Below are 24,988 nucleotides of genomic sequence, written 5' to 3'. Positions count from 1 at the left end.
GAGCCCGCCATGCATTTGCTCCAACCGCATCTCCACACCCGCCGTGCTTTCCTGCAACGTGCGGGACAACTCACGCTGGCTGGCACCGCCTTGCCCACCGCGCTCAACCTGGCCGCCCTGGGCGAGGCCGCTGCAGCCACTGCCACCGATTACAAAGCCCTGGTCTGTGTCTTCCTCTACGGCGGCAACGACTATGCCAACACCGTGGTCACGTTTGACCCCGCCAGCTATGCCCAATACGCCACCGTACGCGGTGGGGCGGGCGAGGCTGGGGGCGGCATCGCCCTGGCGCACGCCGACTTGCAGCGCACGCTCTTACAGCCCGGCACGCCGCTAGCAGACGGGCGCCAGTACGCGCTGCACCCGGCCATGACGGGGCTGGCCGATCTGTTCAACGCCGGTCAGGCCGCGGTGCAACTCAATGTGGGGCCACTGGTGGTGCCGCTTACACGCACGCAGTTCAACAGCCCGGACCGTAAGACCTACCCGCTGCCGCCCAAGCTGTTCTCGCACAACGACCAGCAGTCCATCTGGCAATCGTCCTCGCCTGAGGGCTCTACGGTGGGTTGGGGTGGGCACCTGGGCGACCTGGCTTTGCGCAGCAATGCCAAGTCCTTGTTCACCTGCATGTCGGTCACCGGCAATGCGGTGTTTTTGTCGGGCGACTCGGCGCTGCAGTACCAGGTCAGCACCGGCGGTGCGGTGCGTGTGCGTGCCGCCAGCGATAACGCGGTCTACGGCTCCAAGGCCGTGAAGAACCTGCTTTCCGAGATGATCTCCGAGCCCAGCACGCATCCGCTGGAGAACGAATACGTGCGTGTGATGCAGCGCTCGCGCGAGGCCGAGGTACACGTGGCCGCTGCGCTGGCTGGCAGCCAGAGCGGAGGTACTGCGCCGCTGATGACAGCGTTCCCCACCGGCAACCCGCTGGCTGATCAGTTGAAGATGGTGGCGCGCCTGATCCAGGGCCGCGATGTGTTGGGCGCCAAGCGCCAGGTGTTCATGGTGTCGCTGGGCGGCTTTGACCTGCACGACAACCTGATTGCGCAGCAGCCCGTGCTGATGGGCCGCGTGAGCGAAGCCATGGCGGCGTTTTACCGCGCCACCGTGGAGTTGGGCGTGGCGCAGAACGTGACCGCGTTCACCGCCTCCGACTTCGGCCGCACGCTCACGTCCAACGGCGATGGTTCCGACCACGGCTGGGGCGGCCACCACTTGGTCGTGGGTGGCGCGGTCAAGGGTCGTGCCTTCTACGGTGCACCGCCGCCCGTCAGCATAGGCAACACCGCCGCGCCGCAAGACCAATGGCACGTCGGCCAGGGCCGCCTGCTGCCCAGCACCTCGGTAGACCAGTACGCTGCCACGCTGGCGCGCTGGTTTGGTGTGGGGCCGCAGGAGCTGGGCGGCATACTGCCGAACCTGCGGCAGTTTGGCGCAGGGGCTGGTCGGACAGACTATCCTATTGATTTGGGATTTATGGGAATGCCTGCATGAGAGTGATGGTGTTGGGAGGGTATGGAAACTTTGGCGCGCGCATCTGTCGTGCCCTGGCAGCAGATCATTCCATAACCGTGTTGGTCGCTGGGCGTGATGGAAGCCGTGCTTCTGCCTTAGCTGCAGAACTCAACCATGTGCACGGCACAGGTGCCAGCGCTGCGGTGGTGGATTGCCAGAGCCCTGATTTTTCGGAGATGCTGCGCGAACACCAGGTCGAACTGCTGATCCACACCGCTGGCCCGTTTCAGGGCCAAGACTATGCAGTGGCTATTGCGTGTGCCAAGGCCGGTGCGCACTACATTGATCTGGCTGACGGTCGGCGTTTTGTGTGCGATTTTGCAAAGACCATGCAGGCTCCGTTCGCGGAGGCCAAGCGGGTGGCCATCAGCGGTGCCAGCACCGTGCCTGCGCTGTCGTCTGCCGTGGTGGATTTTTTGTGCCGCGGCTGGCAGCGCATCGACAGTATTGATATCTGCATTGCCCCGGCACAAACCGCACCACGCGGTGTGGCCACGCTGGAGGCGGTGCTGAGCTACTGCGGCGCCCCCATTCAATTGTGGAACGGTGGCCAATGGCAGTCCCAGATTGGCTGGGGCAGTCCGCAGCGCGTGGAGTTTCAACGACTGAAGCCCAGGCAGGGCGCCGTGTGCGACATCCCCGATCTTGAGCTATTCCCTGCGCACTACCGGGTGCAAGACCGCATGGTGTTCCGTGCCGCGGTAGAGGTAGGGCTGGCACAACGCGCCTTTGCATTCCTGGCTTGGCTGCGCCAGCACGGGCTGCTGAAAAATCCTTCGTCCTTCGCGAGACTACTCAATGCCGGTGCGAAGGTTTTTGATCCTCTGGGTTCAAAGTTGGGGGGCATGGTGGTGCGCGTAGCCGGTTTGGATGGCGCTGGCGTGCCGGACAAACGCGCCTGGCACATCGCCGCCGATAACGACCATGGCCCTGAGATCCCTTGTATGGCTGCGATCCTGTTGGCTCGTCGACTCGCCGCGGGTGAGTCCATGCAGCCGGGGGCACGACCCTGCCTAGGTTTGCATGTGCTGCGCGATTTCACACCCGAGTTTGACAAGTGGGGCATGGTGACGGATATGGTGGAAGAGGGTTGAGAAAATGGTGCATCGCAAAATGGAATTCACCATGCCAGCCAGTGCGGACATTGTGTTTGATGCATTTCACTTTCATCATTGGCGGCATCGGTGGGACTCATTGGTGAGTGCAACCCAGGTGCTGGGTGGTGCGCCATGTCCCTATGTAGGGGCAGTAACCGAGAACTCAGGCGGAGGCTGGATGCGTGCTTTGTCCATGCAAACCCGATTCGTGAGTTTTGACCGGCCGTATCTGGCTGCCGCCTCGATGGTCGGAACGTCGTTTCCTTTTTCCCGATGGGCAGCATCTATGCGCCACAAAGACCAGGATGCCCGAAACTCCGTACTGATTTACACCTATACATTCGAAGTGGGACCGCGTTGGACAACATGGCTTCTCGGCCCTGTCGTGAATACAGTCTTCGAACACCAGACACGCAAACGCTTTGCGCGGTTGCAGACTTTCCTGGTAAGGCATTCGCAGGAGATCGCAGATTGGCAAAAGGAAAATAAAGCGCATGACGCACTCTGAGCTAAGGTGGCTGCGTTATAGCCTGGTCTTTGTGTGGCTGGCCACGGCTGTGGTCAGCGTGTGGGAGCTGCATGGCCAGAGCCGCGCCTTATTGCTTGCAGGTGGCGTGACGGATGTGCGTATGGCCAACACACTGACGCTGGCCGGTGCAGTGCTGGATGTCGTACTCGGGCTGCTTTTGCTTCTCAAGCCGGTGCGGCGTGTGTATGGACTGGCCCTGCTTGTCATGTTGTGCATGACCGTCGTGGCTTCCGCCATGGTCCCCGCGTTGTGGCTGCATCCTCTGGGGCCACTGACCAAAAATTTACCTATTGCAGCTGTGCTGTGGGTTTTGATGCGGAGGCCCGCATGAATACCTATTTGTTGGTGAAATGGGTTCACATCCTGTCCAGCGTGGTGTTGGTGGGGACAGGTTTTGGTTCCGCCTTCTATATGTTTTTTGTGAATCGCAGCAATGTGCTGGCTGCGCAGTCAGTGGTTGCCCGCTTGGTCGTGCGGGCAGACTGGTGGTTTACGGCCCCTGCGGTACTCATGCAACCGGCGACTGGCTTCCTTATGGCTTACTGGGCTGGCTTCCCGTTATCCACGCCCTGGCTTGCAAGCTCGGTACTGCTTTACTTCTTTGCCGGGGCTTGCTGGCTGCCGGTGGTCTGGTTGCAAATCCGCATGGCGGCAATGGCACACAACGCTGTCCAGCACCAGACCGAGTTGGACCCCGCCTATTGGCGCTACGCCCGTCGATGGGAAATGCTGGGCTACCCCGCGTTTGTTGCCATGGTCATCGTGTTTTATCTGATGGTGGCCAAGCCCAATTTCTGAGCCAGGCGCACCTGCACCTACAATCCGGGCTTCACCGGGGGTGTCTGTTCTTTTGGAACGGACTGAGAAATACCCCACTCACCTGATCTGGGTCATGCCAGCGTAGGAAGTGTGAAGAGCCTTGATCCCGTGGTTTTCTGGGGTGTCGGCTTTTGATGCGACCTGCGTTGGCGCATTGAAAGTAGGTACTTGATGAAACGCGGGATTTTTTCTTTTCTGGGCATCACCTGCGCTGTGGCATTGGTGACCGTGGGGCTTGGCACTTCCGTGCATGCCGCCGAACTGCGGGTGCTGACGCACAGCTCTTTCACCGTGCCCAAGCCGCTGCTCAAGCAGTTTGAGACCAACACCGGCATCACGCTGCGCATCACCAAAGGTGGCGATGCGGGCGAGATGCTCAACAAACTTATATTGACCAAAGCCGAGCCAATTGCCGACGTGGTCTACGGCATCGACAACGCGCTGGCACCCAAGGCCCTGGCCGCGGGTGTGCTGGACGCCTATGCAGGCTCTGCCACCAGCCGCGAAACGTCGGCGCCGTTGCCCGCCGGGCTGGTGCCGGTGGACTATGGTTATGTCACGGTGAACTTTGACAAAGCCTGGTTTGCCAAGAGTGGCCTGGCACTGCCCAAGACGTTGGACGAACTGGCACAGCCAGCCTACGCCAAGCTGCTGGTAGTGCAAAACCCCGCCACCTCAAGCCCCGGCAATGCATTTCTGCTGGCCACCATTGGCGCGCTGGGCGAAGAAAAAGCTTTTGACTGGTGGGCCCGCATGCGGACCAACGGTGTGAAGGTGGCCAAGGGCTGGAGCGAGGCCTATTACACCGAGTTCAGCCGCAACGGTGGCAAGTACCCGCTGGTGGTGAGTTACTCCGCCAGCCCTGCCGCTGAGCTGTTCTACGCCAAGGACAAACCTACAGAGCCACCCACAGGCAGTCTGTCCATCCCCGGCGCCGTGTTCCGCCAGGTTGAAGGTGTGGCTCTGGTCAAGGGTGGCAAGGAGCGCGAAGCCGCAGGCAAGTTCATAGAGTTCCTGCGCTCCGCCGCCGTGCAAACCCAGATGCAGACCGAGATGTGGATGTACCCGGTGGAAGCCGGTGTGGCGCGGGTGGACGTGATGAAGTTCGCGCCCGAACCCACGGTGTTCCACAGCCCTGGCGAACGCGACATCGCCACCAAGGGTGCGGCTTGGGTGAGCCGCTGGACCAAGGTGGTGTTGAAGTAAGACGCTCATTGTTTGATGGCATGCCGCTATCTCTCGCCGCCGTGCACCTTTCCCCCGTTCGCCCTGAGCCCGTCGAAGGGCTTCGACCCTTCGACGGGCTCAGGGCAGGCCAAGCTCAGCCCGAACGATTGGGTGTGCTGGCGCGCCCGTAAGTCCATATGAATCCCTCTCGCCCTCGCACCACTGCGCCCGCTTGGCTCGCGCTGCTACCACTGGCTTTTTTGCTGGTGGTGCTGGTGGCGCCCGCATTGCGCCTGCTGGCGGAGGGGTGGACTGCGGGCACCGGTGAGGGCGGGGCACATGGGCTGGCCGCACTCTGGACGCCCTGGCTGGACCCGTATTTGCGCTGGCGCATTGTGTGGTCTTTCTTGCAGGCGGCCATCACCTGTGTGGCGGCGCTGCTGCTGGGTCTGCCGGTGGCCTGGGTGCTGGCGCGGTTTGAATTTCCCGGGCGCAGCCTGGTGCTGCATGCACTGATGCTGCCGTTTGTTGTGCCTACGCTGGTGGCGGCGCTGGGCGTGCTGGCCTTGCTGGGCCCGCGTGGTGTGTTGGTGGGGCTGGGTGGACCGGATTTGCAGGGCACACCCTGGCTGCTGCTCTACGGCAATCTGTTTTTCAACCTGTGTGTGGTGGTGCGCGCCGCCACGGATGCGCTGGGCCAGGTCAGCGCGGCGCGCGTGGCCGCGGCGCGCAGCCTTGGGGCCACGCCCTGGCGTGCGTTCTGGCGCGTGGAGTGGCCTGCCATCGCGCCGTGGCTGATGTCGGCGATGTGCCTAGTGTTCCTGTACTGTTTTGCCGGTTTTGGTCTGGCGCTGGTGCTGGGTGGCCAGCAATACGCCACGGCGGAGGTCGAGATCTACACCCTGGTGGCGCACGAGCTGCAGCTGGCGCAGGCTGGGGTGCTGGCTACCTGGATGGTGGCACTGACCGTGCTGGTGGCGCTGGCCTATGCGCTGATCGAACGACGTCTGGCCACGCCAGCGCGCGCCGACCACCTGGCACGCCGTGCGCCGCGGGGTACAGGGCAGTGGGGTGCGGTGGCGGCTGCGTTGCTGGTTTTAGCATTGTTTTGTGCTGCGCCCCTTGTGGCGATTGCGTGGCGTGCTCTTATTTCAGGAGCATCTGCCTGGGTGGTTCTGGTGGAGGACGACACGCTGGCAGCACTGTGGAACACCTTGCGTTTCTCCACGCTGGCGCTGGCACTGGCCACCGTGCTGGGCTTGCTGCATGCACTGGCGGCACGCCGCTCGGTGTTACTGCGCACCCTGGTGTTCCTACCTTTTGTGGTGTCGCCGGTGATGGTGGCGTTTGGCCTGTTGCTGCTGTACCCGCAATGGAGCGGCAGTTTCGGCTTGTTGGTGGCGGCCTATGCGCTGCTGGCGTACCCGTTCATCGCCAAGTCGGTCGCGTCGCGTCTGGACAGTCTGCCGGCGTCGTATGCCGACGCGGCGCGTTCGCTCGGTGCATCACCCGCCCGCACCTTTTTGCGTGTCACCTTGCCACTGCTGGCACCGGCCCTGCGCCGCGGCATGGCATTTGCGGCTGCCACGGCCGTCGGCGAGTTTGCCGTGACCCTGTTTTTATCGCGCCCCGAATGGGCCACGCTCACGACCCTGATTTACCAGCACCTGGGCCGCCCCGGCGCCGCCAATATGGACGCCGCGTTGGTACTGGCCTGTGTGCTTATGGCGCTCGCGCTGCTGGCCTTTGTTGCCATTGAGTGGCAGGGCTCTGAGGAAGAAACCCATGCTTGAACTGCAATCTCTCCACAAAACCTGGCAGCCCACGCGTGGCGATACACGCGTGTTGCTGCACAACCTGAACCTCACCGTGCGTCCTGGCGAAACGGCCGCCATCCTCGGCCCCTCGGGCAGCGGCAAGAGCACGCTGCTCAAGGTGCTGGCCGGGCTGGAGCCGCTGGATGCGGGCTGCGTGCGTTTCAATGGCGAAGACATCACCGCGCTGCCGCCCGAGCGGCGCCACTTTGCGCTGATGTTCCAGGACTTCGCGCTGTTCCCGCATTTGAATGTGCAGGACAACGTGGCTTTTGGTCTGGTGGAGCAGGGGCAGAGCAAACGTGAAGCGCGTACGCAGGCGCAGGACATGCTGCAGCGTTTTGGCCTGGGTGCGTTTGCGCAGGCCAAAGTCTGGCAACTCTCGGGGGGTGAACAGCAGCGCGTGGCGCTGGCCCGTGCCCTCATCACGCAGCCGCGTGTGCTGCTGCTCGATGAACCTTTTTCTGCGCTGGATGCTGCGCTACGCCTGCAACTTCGCGAGGAGTTCAGTCAGCGTATTGCCGACCTCAACATTGCCACCGTGCTGGTGACGCACGATGAGACGGAGGCGCGTGCCATGGGGCAGCGCGGGTACCGGTTGACGGATTGCGCGTTGCAGGTGGTTTGGTAGGGCGCTAAAGCGCCAGTCCGTTGAGGACACTGTAGGTATTGGCCAACCAGGTTTTCACGCGCTGGCGCTCCAGCATGCCCAGTGCATCGGGCCCGCCACGCGTGTTGAGCGCGGCCCAGAAGCTCATGTTCTGGCGGTCTATCTTGACCATGCTGGCTTCGTGCAACGCGGGCAGGCTGATGAGTTTGCCGCCCAGGCTCAGGGCATTCTTCAGCGCGGCGGATTCGGCCAACAATGAAAAGTCGGACCCACGGCCCTGGTTTTTGACCACGATGTAGTTCGGGCCTGCGCCGTAGGTGGTGACCAGTTTGTCCAGCAGGTCCACCGAGTCGCGGCCGGCGTCGACCAGATGCCAGAAGTTGACGGTCACGCCCATGCTGGCCAAGAGCGTCAGCAAATCCGAGTCCTTGATCCAGCGTGACAGCGGGGCGGCGGTTTGTGCGGCCAGGTCGACGATGACGCTGGGCTGCGCTTCACCTTCGCCCATGTCTTCAAACGCGCCGACCAGCATGTCCAGGCCCTCGTAGCTGTCCACGATCACCGGGGAAGCGTAGTCGGCGTAAAAGCGGGTGAAGGAGTTGTGCGAGCGGTCGGTGTCAAAACCGGTGAAGGGTTGGCCCTTGTCGATGAAGTACTGGGCCAGCACCCGGGCGGTGACAGACTTGCCCACGCCGCCTTTTTCGCCGCCAATGAAGTTGAGTGAAGCCATGAAGTGTCCTTAGGTGGGTGGATCGGTGTGCGCCAAACGCGTCTGCCCCAGAGCCAGCAAGAATCGTGCGCGCAGTACAAACAAGGCCCATTGTGCCCGCCGTACAAGGCAGGTATAGATTAGTGGGCGTGGCCTTTGGGCTCGATGATGACCAGCGCAATGCCACAGACCAGCAGTCCGGCACCCATCCAGAAGCCCGCGTCCGGCACTTCCGCAAAGAACAGGTAACCCAGCGCCGGGCTGAACAGCAGCAGCGTGAAGCTGCCCGCTTCCACGGCCGAGGCGTCGCCCGCACGGTAGGCATAGAAATACGAAAGGTAAATGCCTGAGGCCGACAGCCCGATCACCGGCAAAAGAATCCACAGTTCCATGGGTACGGTGGGCAGTGCAAAGCCACTGAACAGGCCAAAGGTGATCCAGCAGGCGACCTGGCTCCAGGTCAGCACGGCAATCGGGTGTTCCTGGCCTGAATACTTCTTGAGCACCACGCCCAGCATGGCTTCCATGAGTGCACCAAACAGTGCGACCAGCGACGCACTGTGAAAGGCCGTGGCTCCGGGTTGCAGGATGGCCAGCACACCCCCAAAACCCACGGCTACGCCCAACCAGCGCAGCCAGTGCGGCTGTTCGCCCAGCAGCCACACACCCAGCGGCAGCATGAACAAGGCACCGGTCATCAGGTAGGCGCTGGCCTCGGCCAGCGGCAGGTGCGACACCGCATAGGCGGCGCACCAGGCCGAGGTGACGATGAAGCCTGCACGCAGCAAATGCATGCGCGGGTTCTTCGTGGCGATGATGCGGCCGCGGGTCCAGGCGATCAGTGGCAGCACCATCAGCAGCACCACGGTGGCCTGCAGAAACAGCACTTGTTGCGGTGGAATGCCGGTTTCCATCAGTTGTTTGTTGCAGGCGTCCAGCACCGACCAGCAGAACATGGCCGACATGACCAGCAGCACACCACGGGAGTTGCCCGCCAGCGCCAGCCAGCGGGTTTGCAGAAATCGAAACATAGGGAAAAGCAGACCCGAGAAATAAAAGCGAAGCCGCGACTGTAGCGGCTTGTGGTGAAGCGGGAGCGGAAGGGTGGTTTTACCCGGCAACGCCGGCCGGAGAAGGGTGCTACGGTTGCACGCCGTAGCGTTGGTAGATCCGTGCGTACTGCGGTGTGCGTTTGAACTGGCGCAGCGCCGCATCAAACGCGGGCAGCAAGCCTAGGTGCGTGGACTTCTTGCTGACCAGCAGCTGGAAATGGGACTGGTCCAGGTTGGCCGGCATCATGAGGATGTCGTTGCCGCCGGGCATGCGCGCCAGGCTGTACTGCATGGTGAACGAGTTGTCGATGAACACATCGCCGCGCTTGGCGATCAGCATTTTCAACGCGCTCTCAAAGTCTATGCCCTGTTCCACCTTGAAGTCTGTGAGGTTGGTCTTGGCCCAGCCATTGCCGGCGTAGGACACCACGGAGAGGTTGAGCTGGCGCAGTTCGTCCAGGTCTTTCACCTGGCGTATCTGCGCCAGCATGGGATGGCTGGCGCGCACAAAGACGCGTCGGCGCGGCGACACCACGGGTTCTTCGGCAGCCACGGCGTATTCCAGCCGCTCGGGCGTGGCAATGGTGCAGATGGCATCGGCCTCGCCGTGTTGCACCATCAACTGGGCGCGGTTCCAGGGGTAGCCCTTGTGGTCGACCGCCACGCGCATGCGCTTGTGCAGCACCTCTTCGATCACGTCCAGCAAGATGCCTTGCAGCGCGCTGCCCTGGCGAAAACTTAAGGGGCTGTAGGTTTCGAAATACGCCATGTGAAACGGAGCGGCGGCGCGTGCAGGCAGGCAGGAGCCCAATGCCAGGGCGGCCCCGGCCTGAAGGAGGGTGCGGCGTTGCGTCATGGAAATGCTTTGCGGTGAGCGAAGCCGCAGTATCCGCGCAAATGCCCGGGCCGTAAATGTCACAGCGATGTCATACGGCGTGCGCAGTATCGCGGCTTTGCATTACTTCAAAGGACATTCATGCTGTCGCGCAACCTCTTCCATGTTTCTCCCTCACGCCTGTGGCCGCTCGGTCTCGCCGCCATTGCTGCGCTGGCCACCGCTTCGTTGCATGCGCAAACCGCATTTCCCGCCACGCTGGCCGGCCACGCGGTGCTGCCAGCCCAGTCGTTCCTGGCTGCGCCCAAAGACGCGCCGCAAGACCTGCAGATCAGCGGGAAGTTCACCACCGGTAAACGCGTGGACACGCTGGGCACGGTAGAAGGCCTCTCTGCCGGCCGCCCCACGGGCGTGTCCGTGCCATTCAAGGGCCAGCCATTGCAAGGCCACTCCGGCATCAAACGCATGGCCGATGGCAGCTTCTGGATACTGACGGACAACGGCTTTGGTGCCAAGGCCAATTCGCCCGATGCGATGCTGTACCTCAACCGCTACCGCGTGGATTTCAAGGCCGGTAACCTGAAGCGCCAGGAAACCATCTTCCTGCACGACCCCGACAAAAAAGTGCCATTTCGCATCGTTCATGAAGGCACGAAAAAGCGCTACCTGACGGGCAGCGACTTTGACACCGAAAGCTTCCAGTTGGCCGGTGGCGCGCTGTGGATTGGTGACGAGTTTGGCCCCTTCCTGATCAAGGCCGACATGAAGGGCAAGGTGCTGGCCGTGTTTGACACCGTGGTGGACGGCAAGGTGGTGCGTTCCCCCGACCATCCCGCAGTCACCACGCCGGGTGTTCCCGGTGGCGCGGTGGACTTCCAGGTGCGCCGCTCCAAGGGCTTTGAGGGTATGGCATCGTCACCCGATGGCAGCAAGCTGTATGCACTGCTGGAAGGTTCGCTGTACGACGCAGCCACCAAGTCCAACGAAAAGCTGGGCGACAAGGAATACCTGCGCGTGCTGGAGTTTGACGTGAAGAGCCAGAACTGGACCGGCCGCCACTGGAAGTACGTGCTGGAAGCCAACAGCAACGCCATTGGTGACTTCAACATGATTGATGGCACGACGGGCCTGATCATCGAGCGCGACAACGGCGAAGGCACGGCCGACAAGGCCTGCCCCGAAGGCCAGAAGCGCACCGACTGCTTCCACGACATTGCCAAGTTCAAGCGCGTCTACAAGGTAGAGCTCAATGAAGCCAATGTGGGTGGCCCGTTGCGCAAGATCGGCTACATCGACCTGATGGCAATCGCCGACCCCAACCACCTGGCGCGCAAACCGCTGAACAACGGCGTGTTGACCTTCCCCTTCTTCACGATTGAAAACGTGGATGTGGTGGACGCGACGCACATCATCGTGGGCAACGACAACAACCTGCCGTTCTCCAGCAGCCGCGAGCCCAACAAGGCCGATGACAACGAGCTGATCCTGCTGGAAGTGGCTGACTTCCTGAAAGCCAACTAGCCCAGCGTTAGCGGAAATCCAAGGTCAGTCCGGACGCACCTGTGTGCCGGCCTGGCCTTGCAGCATGGCTTCGATCTGTTGCAGTGAGCCGATGATGGCGCGCTTGCCCGTAGCGGCAACAAACGCGCTAGCCGCAGCGACCTTGGGGCCCATCGATCCGGCGGGGAATGCAAGCGTTGCCAATTCTTGCGGTGTGGTGTGTTGCAGCAGGTGTTGGGTGCGTTGGCCCCAGTCCAGGTAAATGCCTTCCACATCGGTGGCGATCAGCAGGCAGTCGGCGTGCAGCGCACGCGCCAGCAGGCTGCTGCACAGGTCCTTGTCGATGACCGCTTCCACGCCCTGAAGGTCCGGGTTATCGCCCTGGCGGGCCACCGGTATGCCGCCGCCACCGGCCGCAATCACCAGTGTGTCATGGGCCAGCAGCGTCTCGATGGTGTCCACCCCCAGCACGCGCAGCGGTAGGGGGGAGGCCACCACGCGCCGCGTGCCTGCACCATCGGCGGCCATGGTCCAGTGGCGGTTCGCAGCCAGTTCCTGGGCCTGTTCAGCGGTGTAAACCGGACCAATGGGTTTGGTCGGGTGCGCAAATGCTGGGTCCTGCGGATCCACCTCGACGCGTGTGAGCAGTGTGGCCACCCGTCGCGTAGCGGGTAGCCGGTTGGACAACTCCTGCTCCAGCAGATAGCCAATCATGCCCTCTGTCTCTGCGCCCAGCACATCCAGCGGATAGGTCGCCACTGCGGTATAGGCCGCGCCTTGCAGGGCTAGGAGCCCCACCTGCGGCCCATTGCCATGGGTCAGCACCATCGCATGCTGGCTGGCAACGCGTGCCAGTTGGGCGGCGGCCACGCGAATATTGGCCAACTGATTGGCCGCCGAGAGCGGCTCGCCACGGCGCAGCAGTGCATTGCCGCCCAGTGCCACCACCAGTCTCATGCCAGTGTGGCCACCAGCACTGCCTTGATGGTGTGCATGCGGTTCTCGGCTTGGGTGAATACGACGGACGCATCGGATTCAAAGACCGCGTCGGTCACCTCCAGTTCGCAGAGGCCGTAGCGCGCCTGAATCTGGCGGCCCACTTCCGTCTCCACGTTGTGGAAAGCGGGCAGGCAATGCATGAAACGTGTGCGTGGTTTGCCCGTGGCTTGCATCAGTGCGGTGTTGACCTGGTAGGGCAGGAGCTGCGCAATGCGGTCTTTCCAGACCTCTTGCGGTTCGCCCATGGACACCCAGACGTCGGTGTAAAGAAAGTCTGCGCCCGCAACCGCCTTGAGCGGATCCGTCTCGATCGTGATGCGGGCGCCGGTGGTGCGGGCGAGCTCGCGCATCCGGGCCACCAGTTCTGCGGGCGGTTGCAGTGCGACGGGGGCTGCAATGCGCACATCCATGCCCATCTGCACGCCGCCAATCAGCAGCGAACAGCCCATATTGAAACGTGCATCGCCCAGGTAGCAAAACGACAGTTCGTGCAGTGGTTTCTCCCCAAACTCTTCCATGGTCAGCAGGTCGGCCAGGATCTGCGTGGGGTGGGCTTCGTCCGTCAGCCCGTTCCAGACCGGCACATGGGCAAAGCGCGCCAGGTCTTCTACGGCGCTCTGGTGAAAGCCGCGGTATTCAATGCCGTCGTAGAGCCGCCCCAACACGCGGGCCGTGTCTTTCAGTGATTCCTTGTGCCCCAGCTGGGAGCTCACCGGATCGATGTAGGTTACGTGGCCGCCCTGGTCGTGCATGGCGACTTCGAAGGCGCAACGCGTGCGTGTGGAGGCCTTCTCAAAGATCAGTGCAATGTTCTTGCCCTTGAGCCGCGGCTGCTCGTTGCCGGCATATTTGGCGCGCTTGAGTTCTGCGGCCAGATCGAGCAGGAAGCGGATGTCGCGGGGGGCAAATGTCTGGAGGTCCAGAAAGTTGCGGTTGCGGAGATTGAAGCTCATGGGGTGTCCTGTGCGGGTCAGAGCGGGTCACGTTCGATGGGGCAGGACATGCAGTGGCTGCCACCCCGGCCGCGCCCGAGTTCCCCGCTGGGGATGGTGATGACTTCAACACCTGCCTTGCGCAGCAGGGTGTTGGTATAGGTATTGCGGTTGTAGGCCATGACAACGCCTGGCGCCAGGGCCAGCAGGTTGTTGCCGTCGTCCCACTGTTCGCGCTCGGCTTCGTAGGCGTCGCCGCCTGTCACGACCACGCGTAGTTTGGGCAGGCCCATGGCCTCGGCCACGACCTCCAGAAACGGGTGCGTTTCGGTGCGCACATCGAGGCTGCCTTTCGTGGCACCGGGGCGCAGGCTGTGGGTCTGGATAGCGTGCACCACGTCCGGAAAGATTGTGACCAGATCGACATCGCAGAAGGTGAACACCGTGTCCAGATGCATGGCGCCGCGGGACTTGGGCATCTGTGCTGCCAGCACCCGGGTTGCGCTGCCGCGGGCAAAGAGCTGGCGTGCCAGTTGACTGACGGCCTGCGGTGCGGTGCGCTCGCCCATGCCGATCAGCACCACGCCATTGCCCAGGGGCATAACATCGCCACCTTCCAGTGAAGCCAGCCCATGGTCTTGATCCGGGTCGCCCCACCATTCGGTGGTGGTCCCCGCAAACTCCGGGTGGAAGCGGTAGACCGCGGTGAGCAACAGGGTTTCCTGCCGCCGCGCGGACCAATACATGGGGCTCAGGACCACGCCATCGTGAATCCAGCAACTGCTGTCGCGGGTAAACAGTGTGTTGGGCAGGGGCGCCAGCAACAGGTCCGAGGGCTGGGCACAGCGCGCCATCAGGCCTTCGGGTTCGAACGGCAATTCGGCACGCGCCAGGCCACCAATGAGGTGTTCGGCCAGGCGCTCTGGCGGCAGGCTTTCCAGCCATGGGCGCAACTGCGCCGTCAGCTCGGGGTCGACAAAGTCGGGTGCCAGTTTGCGGTCCAGCAGCCAGGTGCGGGCGACGGGATTGGCGACCACGGTAGCCAGCAGCGCATGCAGCTCCAGCACGGCCACGCCGCGCTCGGCCATGGCGCTGGTGAAGGCGTAGTGATCGTTCTTCGCCTGCGCCACCCACAGCACATCGTCAAACAGCAGTTCCCTGCAGTTGGCGGGGGTGAGGCGGCTCTGCGCGAGTCCAGGCCGGCAGACCAGGACCTTGCGCAGCCGTCCTACTTCCGAGAAAACACCTTGGGGCATGGTTGGGCTCCTGCGGTGTGTTACAGCGTCAAACCACCGGTGCCCAGCAGGTAGGCAGCGACGCCCGCCAGCACCAACAGCACGGCCAGAATGCCCCACTCCACGGGGGTGAATGCGCGCTCGCCGCGTTGCTTCTTGGCCCATAGGTAGAGGGCGGCACCGGGTGCATAGAGCAGGGCACTGAGCAGCACATATTTGAGGCCAGCGGCATACAGCAGCCAGAGGCAATAGACCGATGCGAGCGCCGCAATCGGTATGTCGCCACGGCGCAGCGCCGTTTCGCCAGGGCCTTCGCCACGCCACGCCACCGCCAGGCCATAGATGGCGCTGAACAGGTAGGGCACCAGAATCATGGCCGTCGACAAGGAAATCAGCGCCAGGTACGAGGCATTGGAAACCAGCGTGACGAGCAGGAAAATTTGCACCATGCCGTTGGTCAGCCAGAGCGCGTTGGCGGGCACGCCGTTCCCGTTTTGGCGCGCCAGCCACTCGGGCATTTCACCGCCGCCTGCAGGGGTAAAGAGCGACTCTGCGGCCAGCAGCATCCAGGCCAGAAAACCACCACCCACCGACACGATCAGCCCCACATAGATCAGGATGGCGCCCCAGGTACCAACGGCTTTTTCCAGCACGCCAGCCATGGACGGGTTCTTCAGCGCGGCCAGTTCAGGTTGGGTAAAGATGCCCAGCGACAGCAGGGACACGGCCATCAGCAGCAGCAGGGTGATCAGGAAGCCCAGCACGGTGGCGCGCCCCACATCCTTGCGCTCGCGTGCGCGTGCAGAGTAGACGCTGGCGCCTTCAATGCCGATGAATACCCAGACGGTGACCAGCATAGTGCTCTTGACCTGGTCCAGTACCGAGCCCAGTTTGGCGTCGCCCCAGAAATTCAGGTGGAAGGTGCCGCCCTGGAATGCCAGAGCCACAAATCCGATGAACAGCAACAGGGGAAGCACCTTGGCCAGCGTGACCACCGCATTGAGCACCGTAGCGCCCTGGATACCGCGCAGCACCAGCAGATGGATGAGCCACAGCACCACGGATGCACCGGCGATGGCCGCTGGCGTATTGCCCGCCCCAAACACCGGGAAAAAGTAGCCCAGTGCGCCAAAGGCCGCGACCAGGTAACCCACGTTGCCGATCCAGGCGCTGACCCAGTAGCCCCAGGCCGAATTGAAGCCTACATATTCACCGGAGAGTGCACGTGCGTAAGCGTACACGCCGTTGTCCAGTGCGGGTTTGCGTAGCGCGAGCATCTGGTAGGTGAGTGCAAGCATCAACATGCCCAGGCCGGTCACAGCCCAACCGATCAGGATGGCGCCAGCACCTGCGCCGGACGCCATGTTTTGCGGCAGACCAAAGATGCCGCTGCCAATGATGGAGCCCACCACCAGGGCGACCAGCAGGCCCAGGCCTAGCGGGCCCGGGACGCGGTTGCCGGTAGGCGATGTTCTGGGTGGGGCGCTGGTGCCCGGATTGGAACGTGCCATGACTTTGTCTCCTGAATGGTTGAAGTGCATGAACTAATGTGCGCCTTCAGCGGACGGATCCATTGATCTCTGTCAACGGTTTGGCATTCAACCGGTAGCGTGTAGCGCTAAAGATGGACTTTGGGCGATCTGGCGGCGTGCGCCTGTGCGCTAGCGCACGCAAGCACTAGCGTGCGGCGATACCGTCTGCGCGCAGCGTCAGCACCCGGTCGGCCTGCTGCGTGGCGGCATGCGAGTGGGTCACCAGCACCAGCGACGCGCCATGCAGACGGGTCTGCTCCACCAGCGCGCGCATCACCAGTGCGGCGGTGGTCGGGTCCAGGTTGCCGGTGGGCTCGTCGGCCAGCAGCAGCGAGGGGCGGTGCACCAGCGCGCGGGCAATCGCCACGCGCTGCAGTTGCCCGCCGCTGAGTTGCTGCGGCAGGCGGCTGCCCAGGCCGCCCAGCCCGACTGACTCCAGCATGGCTTCCACACGCGCATCGTCCGGCGTGCCCAACAGCAGCAGCGGCAGGGCCACGTTTTGCGCCACGTCCAGGTGCGGCAACACGTGGAAAGCCTGGAACACAAAACCTACCTTGTCACGGCGCAGCAGGGCGCGCGCATCGTCAGTAAGTAGGCCCAAGTCTGCACCGTCCAAATGCACGCTGCCGCTGTCCCAGTGGTCCAGCCCGGCCATGCAGTTGAGCAGCGTGGACTTGCCCACGCCTGATTCACCGACGATGGCCACAAACTCGCCCGGTGCCACGTCCAGCGACACGTTGGCAAACACCGGTGTGTCGCCATAGTGTTTGCTTAAGGCCTGCACGCGGAGGGTCATGTCGGTTCCAGCAGCTTGCGTACTTTGTGCAGCACCTGGTCCAGCGCATCGGGTTGGTCGCAGGCCACGACCTGGCGCTGTGGCATGGAGCGCAGCCAGGTGATCTGCCGCTTGGCCAGTTGGCGTGTGGCAAAGATGCCCTTGTCGCGCAGCTCGGCCATGGGCCACAAACCATCCAGCGCTTCCCATGCCTGGCGGTAACCGACGCAGCGCATCGATGGCAAGTCCGGGTGCAGGTCGCCGCGCGCGCGCAGGGCCTGCACTTCGTCCAGAAAACCTTGCGCCAGCATCGCGTCAAAACGCTGGGCAATGCGGTTGTGCAGCCAGGCGCGGTCGTCGGGTTCCAAGGAAATTAGGGCTGTAGCCCGCACGGGGATTGCGCAAGCAGCTTCTGTTTTGATAGCGTTTTGGGTGGCGTGAAAGTGCGAGAGCGGTTGGCCTGACACCCGGTACACCTCCAGTGCGCGCTGGATACGCTGGCTGTCAGCGGGTGCCAGACGGGCGGCGGTGATGGGGTCGACCAGCGCCAGCTCGGCGTGCATGGCGGGCCAGCCTTTGGCCTGCGCCTCCTGCTCCAGTTGCGCACGCACTTCCGGGTTGGCAGACGGCATGGGGTCTATGCCGTCAAACAGTGCCTTGAAATACAGCATGGTGCCGCCCACCAGCAGCGGAAGCTTGCCGCGCGCGCGGATGTCGGCCATCAGCGCCTCGGCGTCGCGCACAAACTCGGCGGCGCTGTAGGCGTGCAGTGGGTCGCGGATATTGATCAGGTGGTGCGGTACGGCGGCGAGTTCTGCAGCGCTGGGTTTGGCTGTGCCGATGTCCATGCCGCGGTAGACCAGCGCGGAATCGACGCTGATGATTTCTACCGCGTGCTCCTCTGCAATGGCCAGCGCGGCCGCGGTCTTGCCGGCCGCCGTGGGGCCGGCCAGTGCGATGTAGGGCAGGGGCTCAGGACTTGCCATATTTCTGCACCAGCGTCCACGCACTGAGGGCAATCAGCACGCTCCAGAACCAGATGCCGTAGACCAGCGGATGGGCCGTGCCGTCCATGTGCGTACCCAGCCATTGGCCTACGCAGAAGGCCGCCACCATCATCAGGAAACCGTTGAGCGCCGAGGCTGCGCCTGCTGCTTGGGGGAAAGGGCCCACCGCGCCACTTTGGCCACACGGCTGGTGGATGCCATGGCCCAGCATGAAGATGCCGTGCGGGATGATGATGGCCCAGCCCGATTGCACGCCCGCTAGCGCCAGCACCCCCATCAGCGTGCCGCCACTGACCGAGAGCGCACCTGCAATGGCCACTGTGCGGCGCACGCCAAAGCGCAGCAGCAGGCGTCGGCACAAAAAGGTGGCGCTGAGGTAAGTGGCCGACATGGCCAGCATCACCAGGCCAAACTGCGTGGGGCTGAAACCCAGCAGGTGGATGAACACAAACGAGGAAGCCGCCAGAAAGGTGAACAGGCCAGCGTACGAACAGACGGACAGCGCCGAGAACGCCAGAAACGTCGGGTTGCGCAGGATGTCGGCCCAGGTGCGCACCAGGGTAACTGGCTGTAGCGCCAGCGGGTTTTTGCGGGGAATGGTTTCTTCAAAGCGCCAGGCCACCAGGGCCAGCGCCAGTGCACCAAATGCGGCCAGCGCCAGCAGGGCCGCGTGCCAGCTCCACAATGCTGTGAGCAGTCCGCCCAGCGGTGCACACAGGCAGGCAATCACGCCCAGTCCGCTCAGGCCCTTGGACATCACGCTGGCGCCCTGCGCGGGCAGGTACAGGTCGCGCACGATGGCGCGTGCGCACATCACGGCTGCGCCCATGGCAGCGCCCTGCACGCCGCGCCAGACGATCAGCAACTCCATGCTGGGTGCAAAGGCGCTGCCTACCGCCGCCAGCACATAGGCAGACAGGCCCACCAGCAGAATGGGGCGGCGGCCAAAACGGTCCGACAACGGACCCCAGATCAGCTGCGACAGGCCAAAGGCCAGCAGCAGCGCGGTCAGCGTGAGCTGCGCCTGCGCCATGCTGGCGCCAAAGCCCTGTGTCAGGCCGGGCAGGGCGGGCAAATACAAATCGGTGGTGACGGGCTGGATGCCCAGCAGCAGAGAGAGCACCAGCACGATCAGCCCGGAGGGCATGGTGTTGGTAGTTTGGCGTTGTGGCATGCAGGGAGTTTATGTGGATGTGCGTGGCGTACCGACCGCATGGGGCAAATGCCGGTTGGCCACATTGCGCAGCAACACCGCAAGCCCGATGGCTGCGACCGTGAGACCTACCACCAATGCAATCCAGAAGCCCTGTGCCTCCATCGGCGCGGCGGGGCGCCAGGGCAGCCACGCAGGCGCCAGGCCCAGCACACAGCCCAGCGGAATGGCAACCACCCAGAACGCCGTGAGGTGAATCACCATGGGGCTGCGCGTGACCTTGTAGCCCCGAATGGCGCAACTCAAGACGACTTGCGAAGAATCACACAGCTGGAACAGGGCCGCCAGCAGTAGCAACTGTGCGGCCAGTGCAGCAACGTGCGCATCGCTGGTGTAGGCCCCGGCAATATGCTGGTTGAACACCGCCATGCCAAAGGCCGACACCGCCGCAAATGCCAGCGAGGCGATGACGCCCACCCAGGCGCGGAACCGCGCGGCTACCGGGTCCCCAGCACCCAGCGACTGGCCCACGCGGGTGAGCAGGGCCACGCCCAGGCTCAGCGGCACCATGAAGACCAGCGAAGTGAAGTTCAGTGCAATCTGGTGCGCGGCGACAGCGGTGCTGCCAAACTTGGCGATCAGCAGCGAGATACCGCTGAAGGCACTGGTCTCGGCAAAGTAGGTCACACCAATCGGCAAGCCCAGCTTGAGCAGGCTGCCCACCTTGGGCCAGTGCGGCGCCTCGTACTTACCAAAGGGCCAGGTGCTGCGATAGGCCGGCGCGCGGTGCATCCACCACAGCAGGCCCAGAAAGTTGAACCACACGCACAGCAACGTGGACCAGGCGCAGCCCAGACCCCCCATGCGCGGAAAGCCCCAGTTGCCGTACACCAGCAGCCAGTTGATGAAGATGTTCAGTAAGAGTGCCCCAATGGCCGTGGCCATCAGCGGTTTGGTCTGGTTCAGGCTGGCGCTGTAGCCGTACAGCACGCGGTAGCAAGCAAAGGCGGGCAGTGCAAAACTGGTGATGTGCACAAAGTTCTTGGCCATCTCGCGCACCACGGGTTCCAGTTCCAGGTGGTCAAACACCACCACGGACAGATTGGCCAGCACAAACGCAATCAAGCCCACGCCCAGCGCCTTCCACATGCCCTGGCGCACCACGTGTGGCACTTGGCTGAATTTCTTGGCACCCACGTGGTGGGCCACCAGCGGGCTGACGGACATCATCACGCCCATGATGGTGATGATCACCATGTTCCAGATGGACACACCGAGCGAGACACCGGCCAGATCCTGTGCCGACGCATGCCCGGCCATCGCCACGTCGACCACGGCCATGCCCACGTTGGCCAGTTGCCCGATCAGGATGGGCCAGGCGAGTTGCCAGAGGGCTTGAATTTCAGTGCGGATGCGGGTGGTGCGTGTAGTGGTTTCTTGGGGCATGGAGGGGGGATTTTACGTGCGCCAAATTGGTGCATTCGGTGGGGTTGGCATAACCCTATTTCTTGGTTTTCTTATTTTCTGGTGAGGTGGTTGGTTTGTTTGGCGTGTCGGGATGTGCGCCCGACAGCGCAGTAACTTTTCTTTGCTTCGCCAAAGAAAAGTCACCAAAAGAAAGGCGACCCTACTGTCTGCGACCCCGGCTGCGCCGGGGCAACCTGCGGTGCTCGGGTTCAGTGGGGTCTGGCTCGAACTCGCTACGCTCAAACAATCGCCAGCCCTGATCCACTGCCCCCTGTGCTCCTCGGCGCATACAGAAGGGAGTGGGGCGACCTACGCGCCATCGCTGCGCTCGGCACGGCGAGGTGAATACCCGTCCGCGCGCAGCGCGGACGAAGTTCGGTATTTGGTATCTGGCTGTTGGATTGGCGGTAGCGCCGTAATGAGGAGGCGAGTAGCGCAGGTTTGGGCGGATTAGGGCTGGCGATTGTCTGAGCCCGCAGGGCGAGTTCGAGCCAGACCCCGCCCAAACCGAGCAACGCAGCGTGCCCGTAGCGAAGCGTAGGGCCGACGAATCCGGCTCGCCTTCTTTTGCTTACTTTTCTTGGCGAAGCAAGAAAAGTGAGTGCGCTGTCGGGCGCATAACCCGACATGCCAAAAAAACAAACTACCCGATCAAAGCAAAAAAGATCAGCCTTAGCTGGACCGCGCCTTCTGATGCCGCTGATGGTTACAGGTGGCATGGCTGATCGCCAGATTCTCCAGATGGCTATTCCCACCCTCGCTCAACGGCTGGATGTGCTCCAGCGTCGAAGCCTCAGGCGGCACATGTTCACCACAGACCCAGCAAGGCACCACGCCGTGCATCTGCCGTGCCACGGTTTTGTAGATCTTGTCGCGGGTGTGAGACAGCTTGCTCACGGTTCTCAGGCCGTTGCGGGTTGCTTGCCGCCCAGCGTGAGGCGCGTGATGGTCCAGGCGATCAGTGCACAGCTGGTGAGGGCCACCACCATGGGGCGGGCGCTGCCGTCCACAAACTGGCCTGTGATGGCCATCACCACCGCACCGGTCAGAAACTGCAGCGTGCCCATCAGGGCCGATGCGCTGCCTGCGATGGCGCCATGGTTGTCCAGCGCCAAGACCGAAGTGGCAGGCACGACCAGGCCCAGAAAGCCAAAGCCAATCAGCATGGTGACGATCAGCACGTCCAGACGGTCCACACCGGCCAGGTTTTGCAACAGCAAAAAGAGCATGACCAGCGCGTAGCCGGTAACGGCCACGTTGACCATCTTGCGCAGGCCAAAGCGCGCGGCCAACTTGCCGGTGAACTGCGACACGCCAATGAACGATGCGGCATTCACCGCAAAGGCAATGCTGTACTGGCGCGGTGTCAGGCCGTAGTGGTCAATCATCACAAAGGGCGAGTTGGCTAGGTAGGCAAAGAAGCTGCCCATGCCGAACGCACCGATGAACACCAGGCCGAGGAAATGGCGGTCGCGCAGCAATTCGCCCCAGGCGGCAAACGCACTGCGTACCGAGCTGTCCAGGCGCTGTTCGGGTGGGCGTGTCTCGGGCAGGCTGGTGCGCAGCAGCACGGTGCTGAAGATCGCAATCAGCGTGACGGCCCAGAACACCGTACGCCAGCCGTTCCATTCGATCAACACACTGCCGACCAGCGGTGCGAGGATGGGCGAGACACTGAACACCAGCATCAGCATGGACATCAGCCGCGCCGCGTCCACGCCGGTGTGCAGGTCGCGCACGATGGCGCGTGGGATGACCATGCCGGCACTCGCGCCCAGGCCCTGGATAAAACGCATGACGATCAGGGTCTGGATGTCGGGTGCCAGTGCGCAGCCGATGCTGCCCAGGCCAAACACCAGCAGGCTGGAGTACAGCGGCAGCTTGCGACCGAACATGTCGGACAACGGGCCATAGACCATTTGGCCAATGCCCAACGCAATGAAGAAAGCCATCAAGCTGGCCTGCACCGCACCCATGCTGGCGCCCAGCGTCTGCCCGATGGAGGGAAGGGCGGGCAGGTACATGTCAATGGCAAACGGCCCGATGGCGGAGATCAGGCCGAGGACGACGGCGGTTTTGAAGAAGTTGGTTTTCATGGGGTTCATTTTTTTTCAGAAATCATCCGTTCGCGCTGAGCTTGGCCTGTCCTGCGCTTGTCGAAGGGTCGAAGCGCAGCGCTCAGTGCCACAAGCCTTCGACAAGCTCAGGCCGAACGGGAGGGGTTGTTGATTGACGTCTTAGCGTCCGCGTAAAAACAGGCCATCCAGTTCGCGGATGGTGAGCTGGCGCCAGGTGGGGCGGCCGTGGTTGCATTGGTCGCTGCGCTCGGTGGCCTCCATGTCGCGCAGCAGGGCGTTCATTTCTTCAAGCGTGAGCCGGCGGTTGGCGCGTACCGCGCCGTGGCAGGCCATGGTGCCGAGGATTTCGTTTTGCGCACGCTGGATCACGGTGCTGGCGTCGTGCTGGGCCAGTTCGGCCAGCACGCTGCGGGCCAGTTCCACCGCGTCGCCCTGCGCCAGCGTGGTGGGTACGGCGCGCACGGCCAGCGTCTTGGGCGAGAACGGGCTGATCTCCAGGCCCAGCGTGTGCAGCGTGGCGGCATGCGCCTCGGCCGTGGCTACCTCGTCGGGCGTGGCGGCAAAGGTGGCGGGAATCAAGAGTGGCTGGCTGGCCAGCGGGTGCACGGTGCCATCGGGCGCCGTCAGGGCCAACTGGTTTTTCAGCCGCTCGTAGACGATGCGTTCGTGGGCGGCGTGCATGTCCACAATCACCAGGCCCTGGGCGTTTTCGGCCAGGATGTAGATGCCTTGCAGTTGCGCGACGGCGCGGCCCAGGGGCCAGTCGCCTTGAGGCAGGGGAGTGTTATCCGTTCCAGATGCCGCTCGCCCTGAGCTTGTCGAAGGGCTGGTGGATGCTTCGACAGGCTCAGCCCGAACGGGGAAGTTGGATGCGGCCTGCGCCGAAGAAGGCTGCCACAGGGCCCCTACATCGCTGACTCGGTGACCCACCAGTCCGCCATCTGCTTCAAATTTGATAGCTGGTTGCGCAGAGTACATGGGGGCTACAGGCACTTTTGGCAAAACCCCAAGTCCTGGCACAAAATTTCCAGCGGAAAGCAGCGATGGGGCTACTGCATGCCCGTCTGCCGCACCTGCCGCTGTACCGGCGCGCGGAGCGGCCAGCACATCTTCTGCGGCGTGGCGCACGGCCTGGTGCACCTCGCGGCTGTCGCGAAAGCGTACTTCGATCTTGGTGGGGTGCACGTTCACGTCCACACGCGCCGGGTCCATGCTCAGGTACAGCGCATACACCGGCTGGCGGTGGCCATGCAACACGTCCTCGTACGCGCTGCGCGCGGCGTGGGTCAGCACCTTGTCGCGCACAAAACGGCCGTTGACGTAGCAGAACTGCTGGTCGGCGCGCGAGCGGGCGGCGTCGGGCACACCCACGCGGCCCCAGACGCGCAGGGGCACGCTGCTGAATTCACTGGTCTGGCGGCTGTGCCAGTCCACACGGATGCTTTGCGCCAGAAACTCGGGGCCTAGCACGTCTGACAAGCGCTGGTCCAGTGCGGCCAGTGGGTCCGTCTGCTCACAGCGGCGCCATTGCTCAATCAGCTTGCCCTCGTGCCAGATGGCAAAACCCACGTCCGGGCGGGCCAGCGCGTGGCGGCGCACGGCTTCTATGCAGTGGGCCAGCTCGGTGGCGTCGGTTTTGAGGAATTTACGGCGTGCCGGGGTGCTGAAGAACAGCTCTTTGACCTCGACCGTGGTGCCCTGGCTGCGCGCCACGGGTTTGAGTTCACCGGTGCGGCCATCGAGCAAATAGGCATCGTTTATGCCGCTAGCCCGCGACAGGATTGCGCAATCAGCTATGGAATTAATAGCGGCCAGTGCCTCGCCACGGAAACCCATGGTGGCCACCGACTCCAGATCACGCAGGTTGCCGATCTTGCTGGTGGCGTGGCGTTTGAAGGCAATGGGTAGTTCGTCGCGCAGGATGCCCTGGCCGTCGTCTTCTACGCTGATCAGGCGCACGCCGCCAGCCAGCAGCCGCAGCGTGACCTGGGTGGCACCCGCGTCCAGCGCGTTGTCCACCAGCTCGCGCACCACGCTGGCCGGGCGTTCCACCACCTCGCCAGCGGCAATCTGGCTGATCAGTTCGTCGGGCAGTTCGCGGATGGGGCGGCGGGGAGGGGAGGACAAAGGCGCGTTCACCCCGGCATTTTAGGCGGGGCCCTG

General features: G+C 63.2%; 23 protein-coding genes and 1 riboswitch. Of the genes, 9 read left to right on the top strand and 14 right to left on the bottom strand.

Annotated elements, in window-relative coordinates:
- The first annotated feature begins 9 nt into the window (after nucleotides 1-9).
- The 8 genes from RS694_RS13780 (at nucleotide 10) to RS694_RS13745 (ending at nucleotide 7,572) form a co-directional block, all read left to right on the top strand.
- Entirely contained in the window at nucleotides 10-1,494 is a 1,485-nt protein-coding gene (locus RS694_RS13780; RefSeq protein WP_029708596.1) for a DUF1501 domain-containing protein, read from the top strand.
- A complete protein-coding gene (locus RS694_RS13775) occupies nucleotides 1,491-2,609 on the top strand; it encodes a saccharopine dehydrogenase family protein (RefSeq protein ID WP_029708597.1) in 1,119 nt (372 codons plus the stop codon). The genes RS694_RS13780 and RS694_RS13775 overlap by 4 nt, the downstream gene beginning before the upstream one ends.
- A gap of 19 nt (nucleotides 2,610-2,628) precedes the next feature.
- The gene (locus RS694_RS13770) at nucleotides 2,629-3,120 is read left to right on the top strand and encodes an SRPBCC family protein (protein ID WP_241464098.1); all 492 of its coding nucleotides are present in this window, start codon (nucleotides 2,629-2,631) and stop codon (nucleotides 3,118-3,120) included.
- Nucleotides 3,107-3,472, top strand: a complete 366-nt coding sequence (locus tag RS694_RS13765; RefSeq protein WP_029708599.1) for a DoxX-like family protein — start codon at nucleotides 3,107-3,109, stop codon at nucleotides 3,470-3,472. Before RS694_RS13770 ends, RS694_RS13765 begins: the two co-directional genes overlap by 14 nt.
- A complete protein-coding gene (locus tag RS694_RS13760) occupies nucleotides 3,469-3,939 on the top strand; it encodes a DUF2269 family protein (protein WP_029708601.1) in 471 nt (156 codons plus the stop codon). The genes RS694_RS13765 and RS694_RS13760 overlap by 4 nt, the downstream gene beginning before the upstream one ends.
- A 26-nt stretch (nucleotides 3,940-3,965) precedes the next feature.
- Nucleotides 3,966-4,066, top strand: a riboswitch (TPP riboswitch).
- Between the two features lie 65 nt (nucleotides 4,067-4,131).
- Complete coding sequence (locus RS694_RS13755) at nucleotides 4,132-5,166, top strand: thiamine ABC transporter substrate-binding protein (RefSeq protein WP_051391983.1); 1,035 nt, start codon at nucleotides 4,132-4,134, stop codon at nucleotides 5,164-5,166.
- Between the two features lie 158 nt (nucleotides 5,167-5,324).
- On the top strand, nucleotides 5,325-6,920 hold the full coding sequence (locus tag RS694_RS13750; RefSeq protein ID WP_029708603.1) for an ABC transporter permease: 1,596 nt from the start codon (nucleotides 5,325-5,327) through the stop codon (nucleotides 6,918-6,920).
- A complete protein-coding gene (locus tag RS694_RS13745; protein ID WP_037247750.1) occupies nucleotides 6,913-7,572 on the top strand; it encodes an ABC transporter ATP-binding protein in 660 nt (219 codons plus the stop codon). The genes RS694_RS13750 and RS694_RS13745 overlap by 8 nt, the downstream gene beginning before the upstream one ends.
- A 4-nt stretch (nucleotides 7,573-7,576) precedes the next feature.
- Here the strand turns inward: RS694_RS13745 and RS694_RS13740 are convergent, their stop codons facing one another.
- From RS694_RS13740 to RS694_RS13730, 3 genes are all read right to left on the bottom strand, one after another.
- Complete coding sequence (locus RS694_RS13740; RefSeq protein ID WP_029708605.1) at nucleotides 7,577-8,281, bottom strand: P-loop NTPase family protein; 705 nt, start codon at nucleotides 8,279-8,281, stop codon at nucleotides 7,577-7,579.
- A gap of 119 nt (nucleotides 8,282-8,400) precedes the next feature.
- Complete coding sequence (locus RS694_RS13735; RefSeq protein ID WP_029708606.1) at nucleotides 8,401-9,291, bottom strand: DMT family transporter; 891 nt, start codon at nucleotides 9,289-9,291, stop codon at nucleotides 8,401-8,403.
- Between the two features lie 109 nt (nucleotides 9,292-9,400).
- A complete protein-coding gene (locus RS694_RS13730) occupies nucleotides 9,401-10,168 on the bottom strand; it encodes a substrate-binding periplasmic protein (protein WP_029708607.1) in 768 nt (255 codons plus the stop codon).
- Between the two features lie 120 nt (nucleotides 10,169-10,288).
- Here RS694_RS13730 and RS694_RS13725 point away from each other — a divergent pair, with 120 nt between their 5' ends.
- Nucleotides 10,289-11,668: an esterase-like activity of phytase family protein gene (locus tag RS694_RS13725; protein WP_037247752.1), complete on the top strand. Its 1,380-nt coding sequence runs from the start codon at nucleotides 10,289-10,291 to the stop codon at nucleotides 11,666-11,668.
- A gap of 24 nt (nucleotides 11,669-11,692) precedes the next feature.
- Here the strand turns inward: RS694_RS13725 and arcC are convergent, their stop codons facing one another.
- The 11 genes from arcC to mutL form a co-directional block, all read right to left on the bottom strand.
- Nucleotides 11,693-12,604, bottom strand: a complete 912-nt coding sequence (gene arcC, locus RS694_RS13720) for a carbamate kinase (protein WP_029708609.1) — start codon at nucleotides 12,602-12,604, stop codon at nucleotides 11,693-11,695.
- Nucleotides 12,601-13,599 (bottom strand): ornithine carbamoyltransferase, encoded by a 999-nt coding sequence (gene argF, locus RS694_RS13715; RefSeq protein WP_029708610.1) that lies wholly within the window; start codon nucleotides 13,597-13,599, stop codon nucleotides 12,601-12,603. Before argF ends, arcC begins: the two co-directional genes overlap by 4 nt.
- A gap of 17 nt (nucleotides 13,600-13,616) precedes the next feature.
- Nucleotides 13,617-14,834, bottom strand: coding sequence for an arginine deiminase (locus RS694_RS13710; RefSeq protein WP_029708611.1), 1,218 nt, complete (start codon nucleotides 14,832-14,834; stop codon nucleotides 13,617-13,619).
- Between the two features lie 20 nt (nucleotides 14,835-14,854).
- Complete coding sequence (gene arcD / locus RS694_RS13705; protein ID WP_029708612.1) at nucleotides 14,855-16,324, bottom strand: arginine-ornithine antiporter; 1,470 nt, start codon at nucleotides 16,322-16,324, stop codon at nucleotides 14,855-14,857.
- Nucleotides 16,325-16,490: 166 nt separating this feature from the next.
- Nucleotides 16,491-17,141 carry an ABC transporter ATP-binding protein gene (locus RS694_RS13700; RefSeq protein WP_029708613.1) on the bottom strand — a complete coding sequence of 217 codons (651 nt, stop codon included), beginning with the start codon at nucleotides 17,139-17,141 and terminating at the stop codon, nucleotides 16,491-16,493.
- Nucleotides 17,138-18,106, bottom strand: a complete 969-nt coding sequence (gene miaA, locus RS694_RS13695) for a tRNA (adenosine(37)-N6)-dimethylallyltransferase MiaA (RefSeq protein WP_029708614.1) — start codon at nucleotides 18,104-18,106, stop codon at nucleotides 17,138-17,140. The genes RS694_RS13700 and miaA overlap by 4 nt, the downstream gene beginning before the upstream one ends.
- Nucleotides 18,093-19,301, bottom strand: coding sequence for a multidrug effflux MFS transporter (locus tag RS694_RS13690; RefSeq protein WP_029708615.1), 1,209 nt, complete (start codon nucleotides 19,299-19,301; stop codon nucleotides 18,093-18,095). The genes miaA and RS694_RS13690 overlap by 14 nt, the downstream gene beginning before the upstream one ends.
- A 9-nt stretch (nucleotides 19,302-19,310) precedes the next feature.
- Complete coding sequence (locus RS694_RS13685) at nucleotides 19,311-20,726, bottom strand: MATE family efflux transporter (RefSeq protein WP_029708616.1); 1,416 nt, start codon at nucleotides 20,724-20,726, stop codon at nucleotides 19,311-19,313.
- A 693-nt stretch (nucleotides 20,727-21,419) separates the two neighbouring features.
- Nucleotides 21,420-21,644, bottom strand: coding sequence for an HNH endonuclease (locus tag RS694_RS13680; RefSeq protein WP_051391985.1), 225 nt, complete (start codon nucleotides 21,642-21,644; stop codon nucleotides 21,420-21,422).
- 5 nt (nucleotides 21,645-21,649) lie between these two features.
- Entirely contained in the window at nucleotides 21,650-22,843 is a 1,194-nt protein-coding gene (locus RS694_RS13675) for a multidrug effflux MFS transporter (protein ID WP_029708618.1), read from the bottom strand.
- 141 nt (nucleotides 22,844-22,984) lie between these two features.
- Nucleotides 22,985-24,964 carry a DNA mismatch repair endonuclease MutL gene (gene mutL, locus RS694_RS13670; protein WP_029708619.1) on the bottom strand — a complete coding sequence of 660 codons (1,980 nt, stop codon included), beginning with the start codon at nucleotides 24,962-24,964 and terminating at the stop codon, nucleotides 22,985-22,987.
- Nucleotides 24,965-24,988: the final 24 nt, after the last annotated feature.

It is taken from the genome of Rhodoferax saidenbachensis, assembly GCF_001955715.1.
In the GTDB taxonomy this organism is placed as follows: domain Bacteria; phylum Pseudomonadota; class Gammaproteobacteria; order Burkholderiales; family Burkholderiaceae_C; genus Allorhodoferax; species Allorhodoferax saidenbachensis.
The sequence above is the reverse complement of the archived record's forward strand: the minus strand, read 5'-3'. Positions and strand labels throughout refer to the sequence as shown.

Bases quoted from the DNA above. Each gene is read 5' to 3' on its own strand.
- RS694_RS13780 (WP_029708596.1), top strand. From the start codon at position 10: ATGCATTTGCTCCAACCGCATCTCCACACCCGCCGTGCTTTCCTGCAA.
- RS694_RS13775 (WP_029708597.1), top strand. From the start codon at position 1,491: ATGAGAGTGATGGTGTTGGGAGGGTATGGAAACTTTGGCGCGCGCATC.
- RS694_RS13770 (WP_241464098.1), top strand. From the start codon at position 2,629: ATGGAATTCACCATGCCAGCCAGTGCGGACATTGTGTTTGATGCATTT.
- RS694_RS13765 (WP_029708599.1), top strand. From the start codon at position 3,107: ATGACGCACTCTGAGCTAAGGTGGCTGCGTTATAGCCTGGTCTTTGTG.
- RS694_RS13760 (WP_029708601.1), top strand. From the start codon at position 3,469: ATGAATACCTATTTGTTGGTGAAATGGGTTCACATCCTGTCCAGCGTG.
- RS694_RS13755 (WP_051391983.1), top strand. From the start codon at position 4,132: ATGAAACGCGGGATTTTTTCTTTTCTGGGCATCACCTGCGCTGTGGCA.
- RS694_RS13750 (WP_029708603.1), top strand. From the start codon at position 5,325: ATGAATCCCTCTCGCCCTCGCACCACTGCGCCCGCTTGGCTCGCGCTG.
- RS694_RS13745 (WP_037247750.1), top strand. From the start codon at position 6,913: ATGCTTGAACTGCAATCTCTCCACAAAACCTGGCAGCCCACGCGTGGC.
- RS694_RS13740 (WP_029708605.1), bottom strand. From the start codon at position 8,281: ATGGCTTCACTCAACTTCATTGGCGGCGAAAAAGGCGGCGTGGGCAAG.
- RS694_RS13735 (WP_029708606.1), bottom strand. From the start codon at position 9,291: ATGTTTCGATTTCTGCAAACCCGCTGGCTGGCGCTGGCGGGCAACTCC.
- RS694_RS13730 (WP_029708607.1), bottom strand. From the start codon at position 10,168: ATGACGCAACGCCGCACCCTCCTTCAGGCCGGGGCCGCCCTGGCATTG.
- RS694_RS13725 (WP_037247752.1), top strand. From the start codon at position 10,289: ATGCTGTCGCGCAACCTCTTCCATGTTTCTCCCTCACGCCTGTGGCCG.
- arcC (WP_029708609.1), bottom strand. From the start codon at position 12,604: ATGAGACTGGTGGTGGCACTGGGCGGCAATGCACTGCTGCGCCGTGGC.
- argF (WP_029708610.1), bottom strand. From the start codon at position 13,599: ATGAGCTTCAATCTCCGCAACCGCAACTTTCTGGACCTCCAGACATTT.
- RS694_RS13710 (WP_029708611.1), bottom strand. From the start codon at position 14,834: ATGCCCCAAGGTGTTTTCTCGGAAGTAGGACGGCTGCGCAAGGTCCTG.
- arcD (WP_029708612.1), bottom strand. From the start codon at position 16,324: ATGGCACGTTCCAATCCGGGCACCAGCGCCCCACCCAGAACATCGCCT.
- RS694_RS13700 (WP_029708613.1), bottom strand. From the start codon at position 17,141: ATGACCCTCCGCGTGCAGGCCTTAAGCAAACACTATGGCGACACACCG.
- miaA (WP_029708614.1), bottom strand. From the start codon at position 18,106: ATGGCAAGTCCTGAGCCCCTGCCCTACATCGCACTGGCCGGCCCCACG.
- RS694_RS13690 (WP_029708615.1), bottom strand. From the start codon at position 19,301: ATGCCACAACGCCAAACTACCAACACCATGCCCTCCGGGCTGATCGTG.
- RS694_RS13685 (WP_029708616.1), bottom strand. From the start codon at position 20,726: ATGCCCCAAGAAACCACTACACGCACCACCCGCATCCGCACTGAAATT.
- RS694_RS13675 (WP_029708618.1), bottom strand. From the start codon at position 22,843: ATGAAAACCAACTTCTTCAAAACCGCCGTCGTCCTCGGCCTGATCTCC.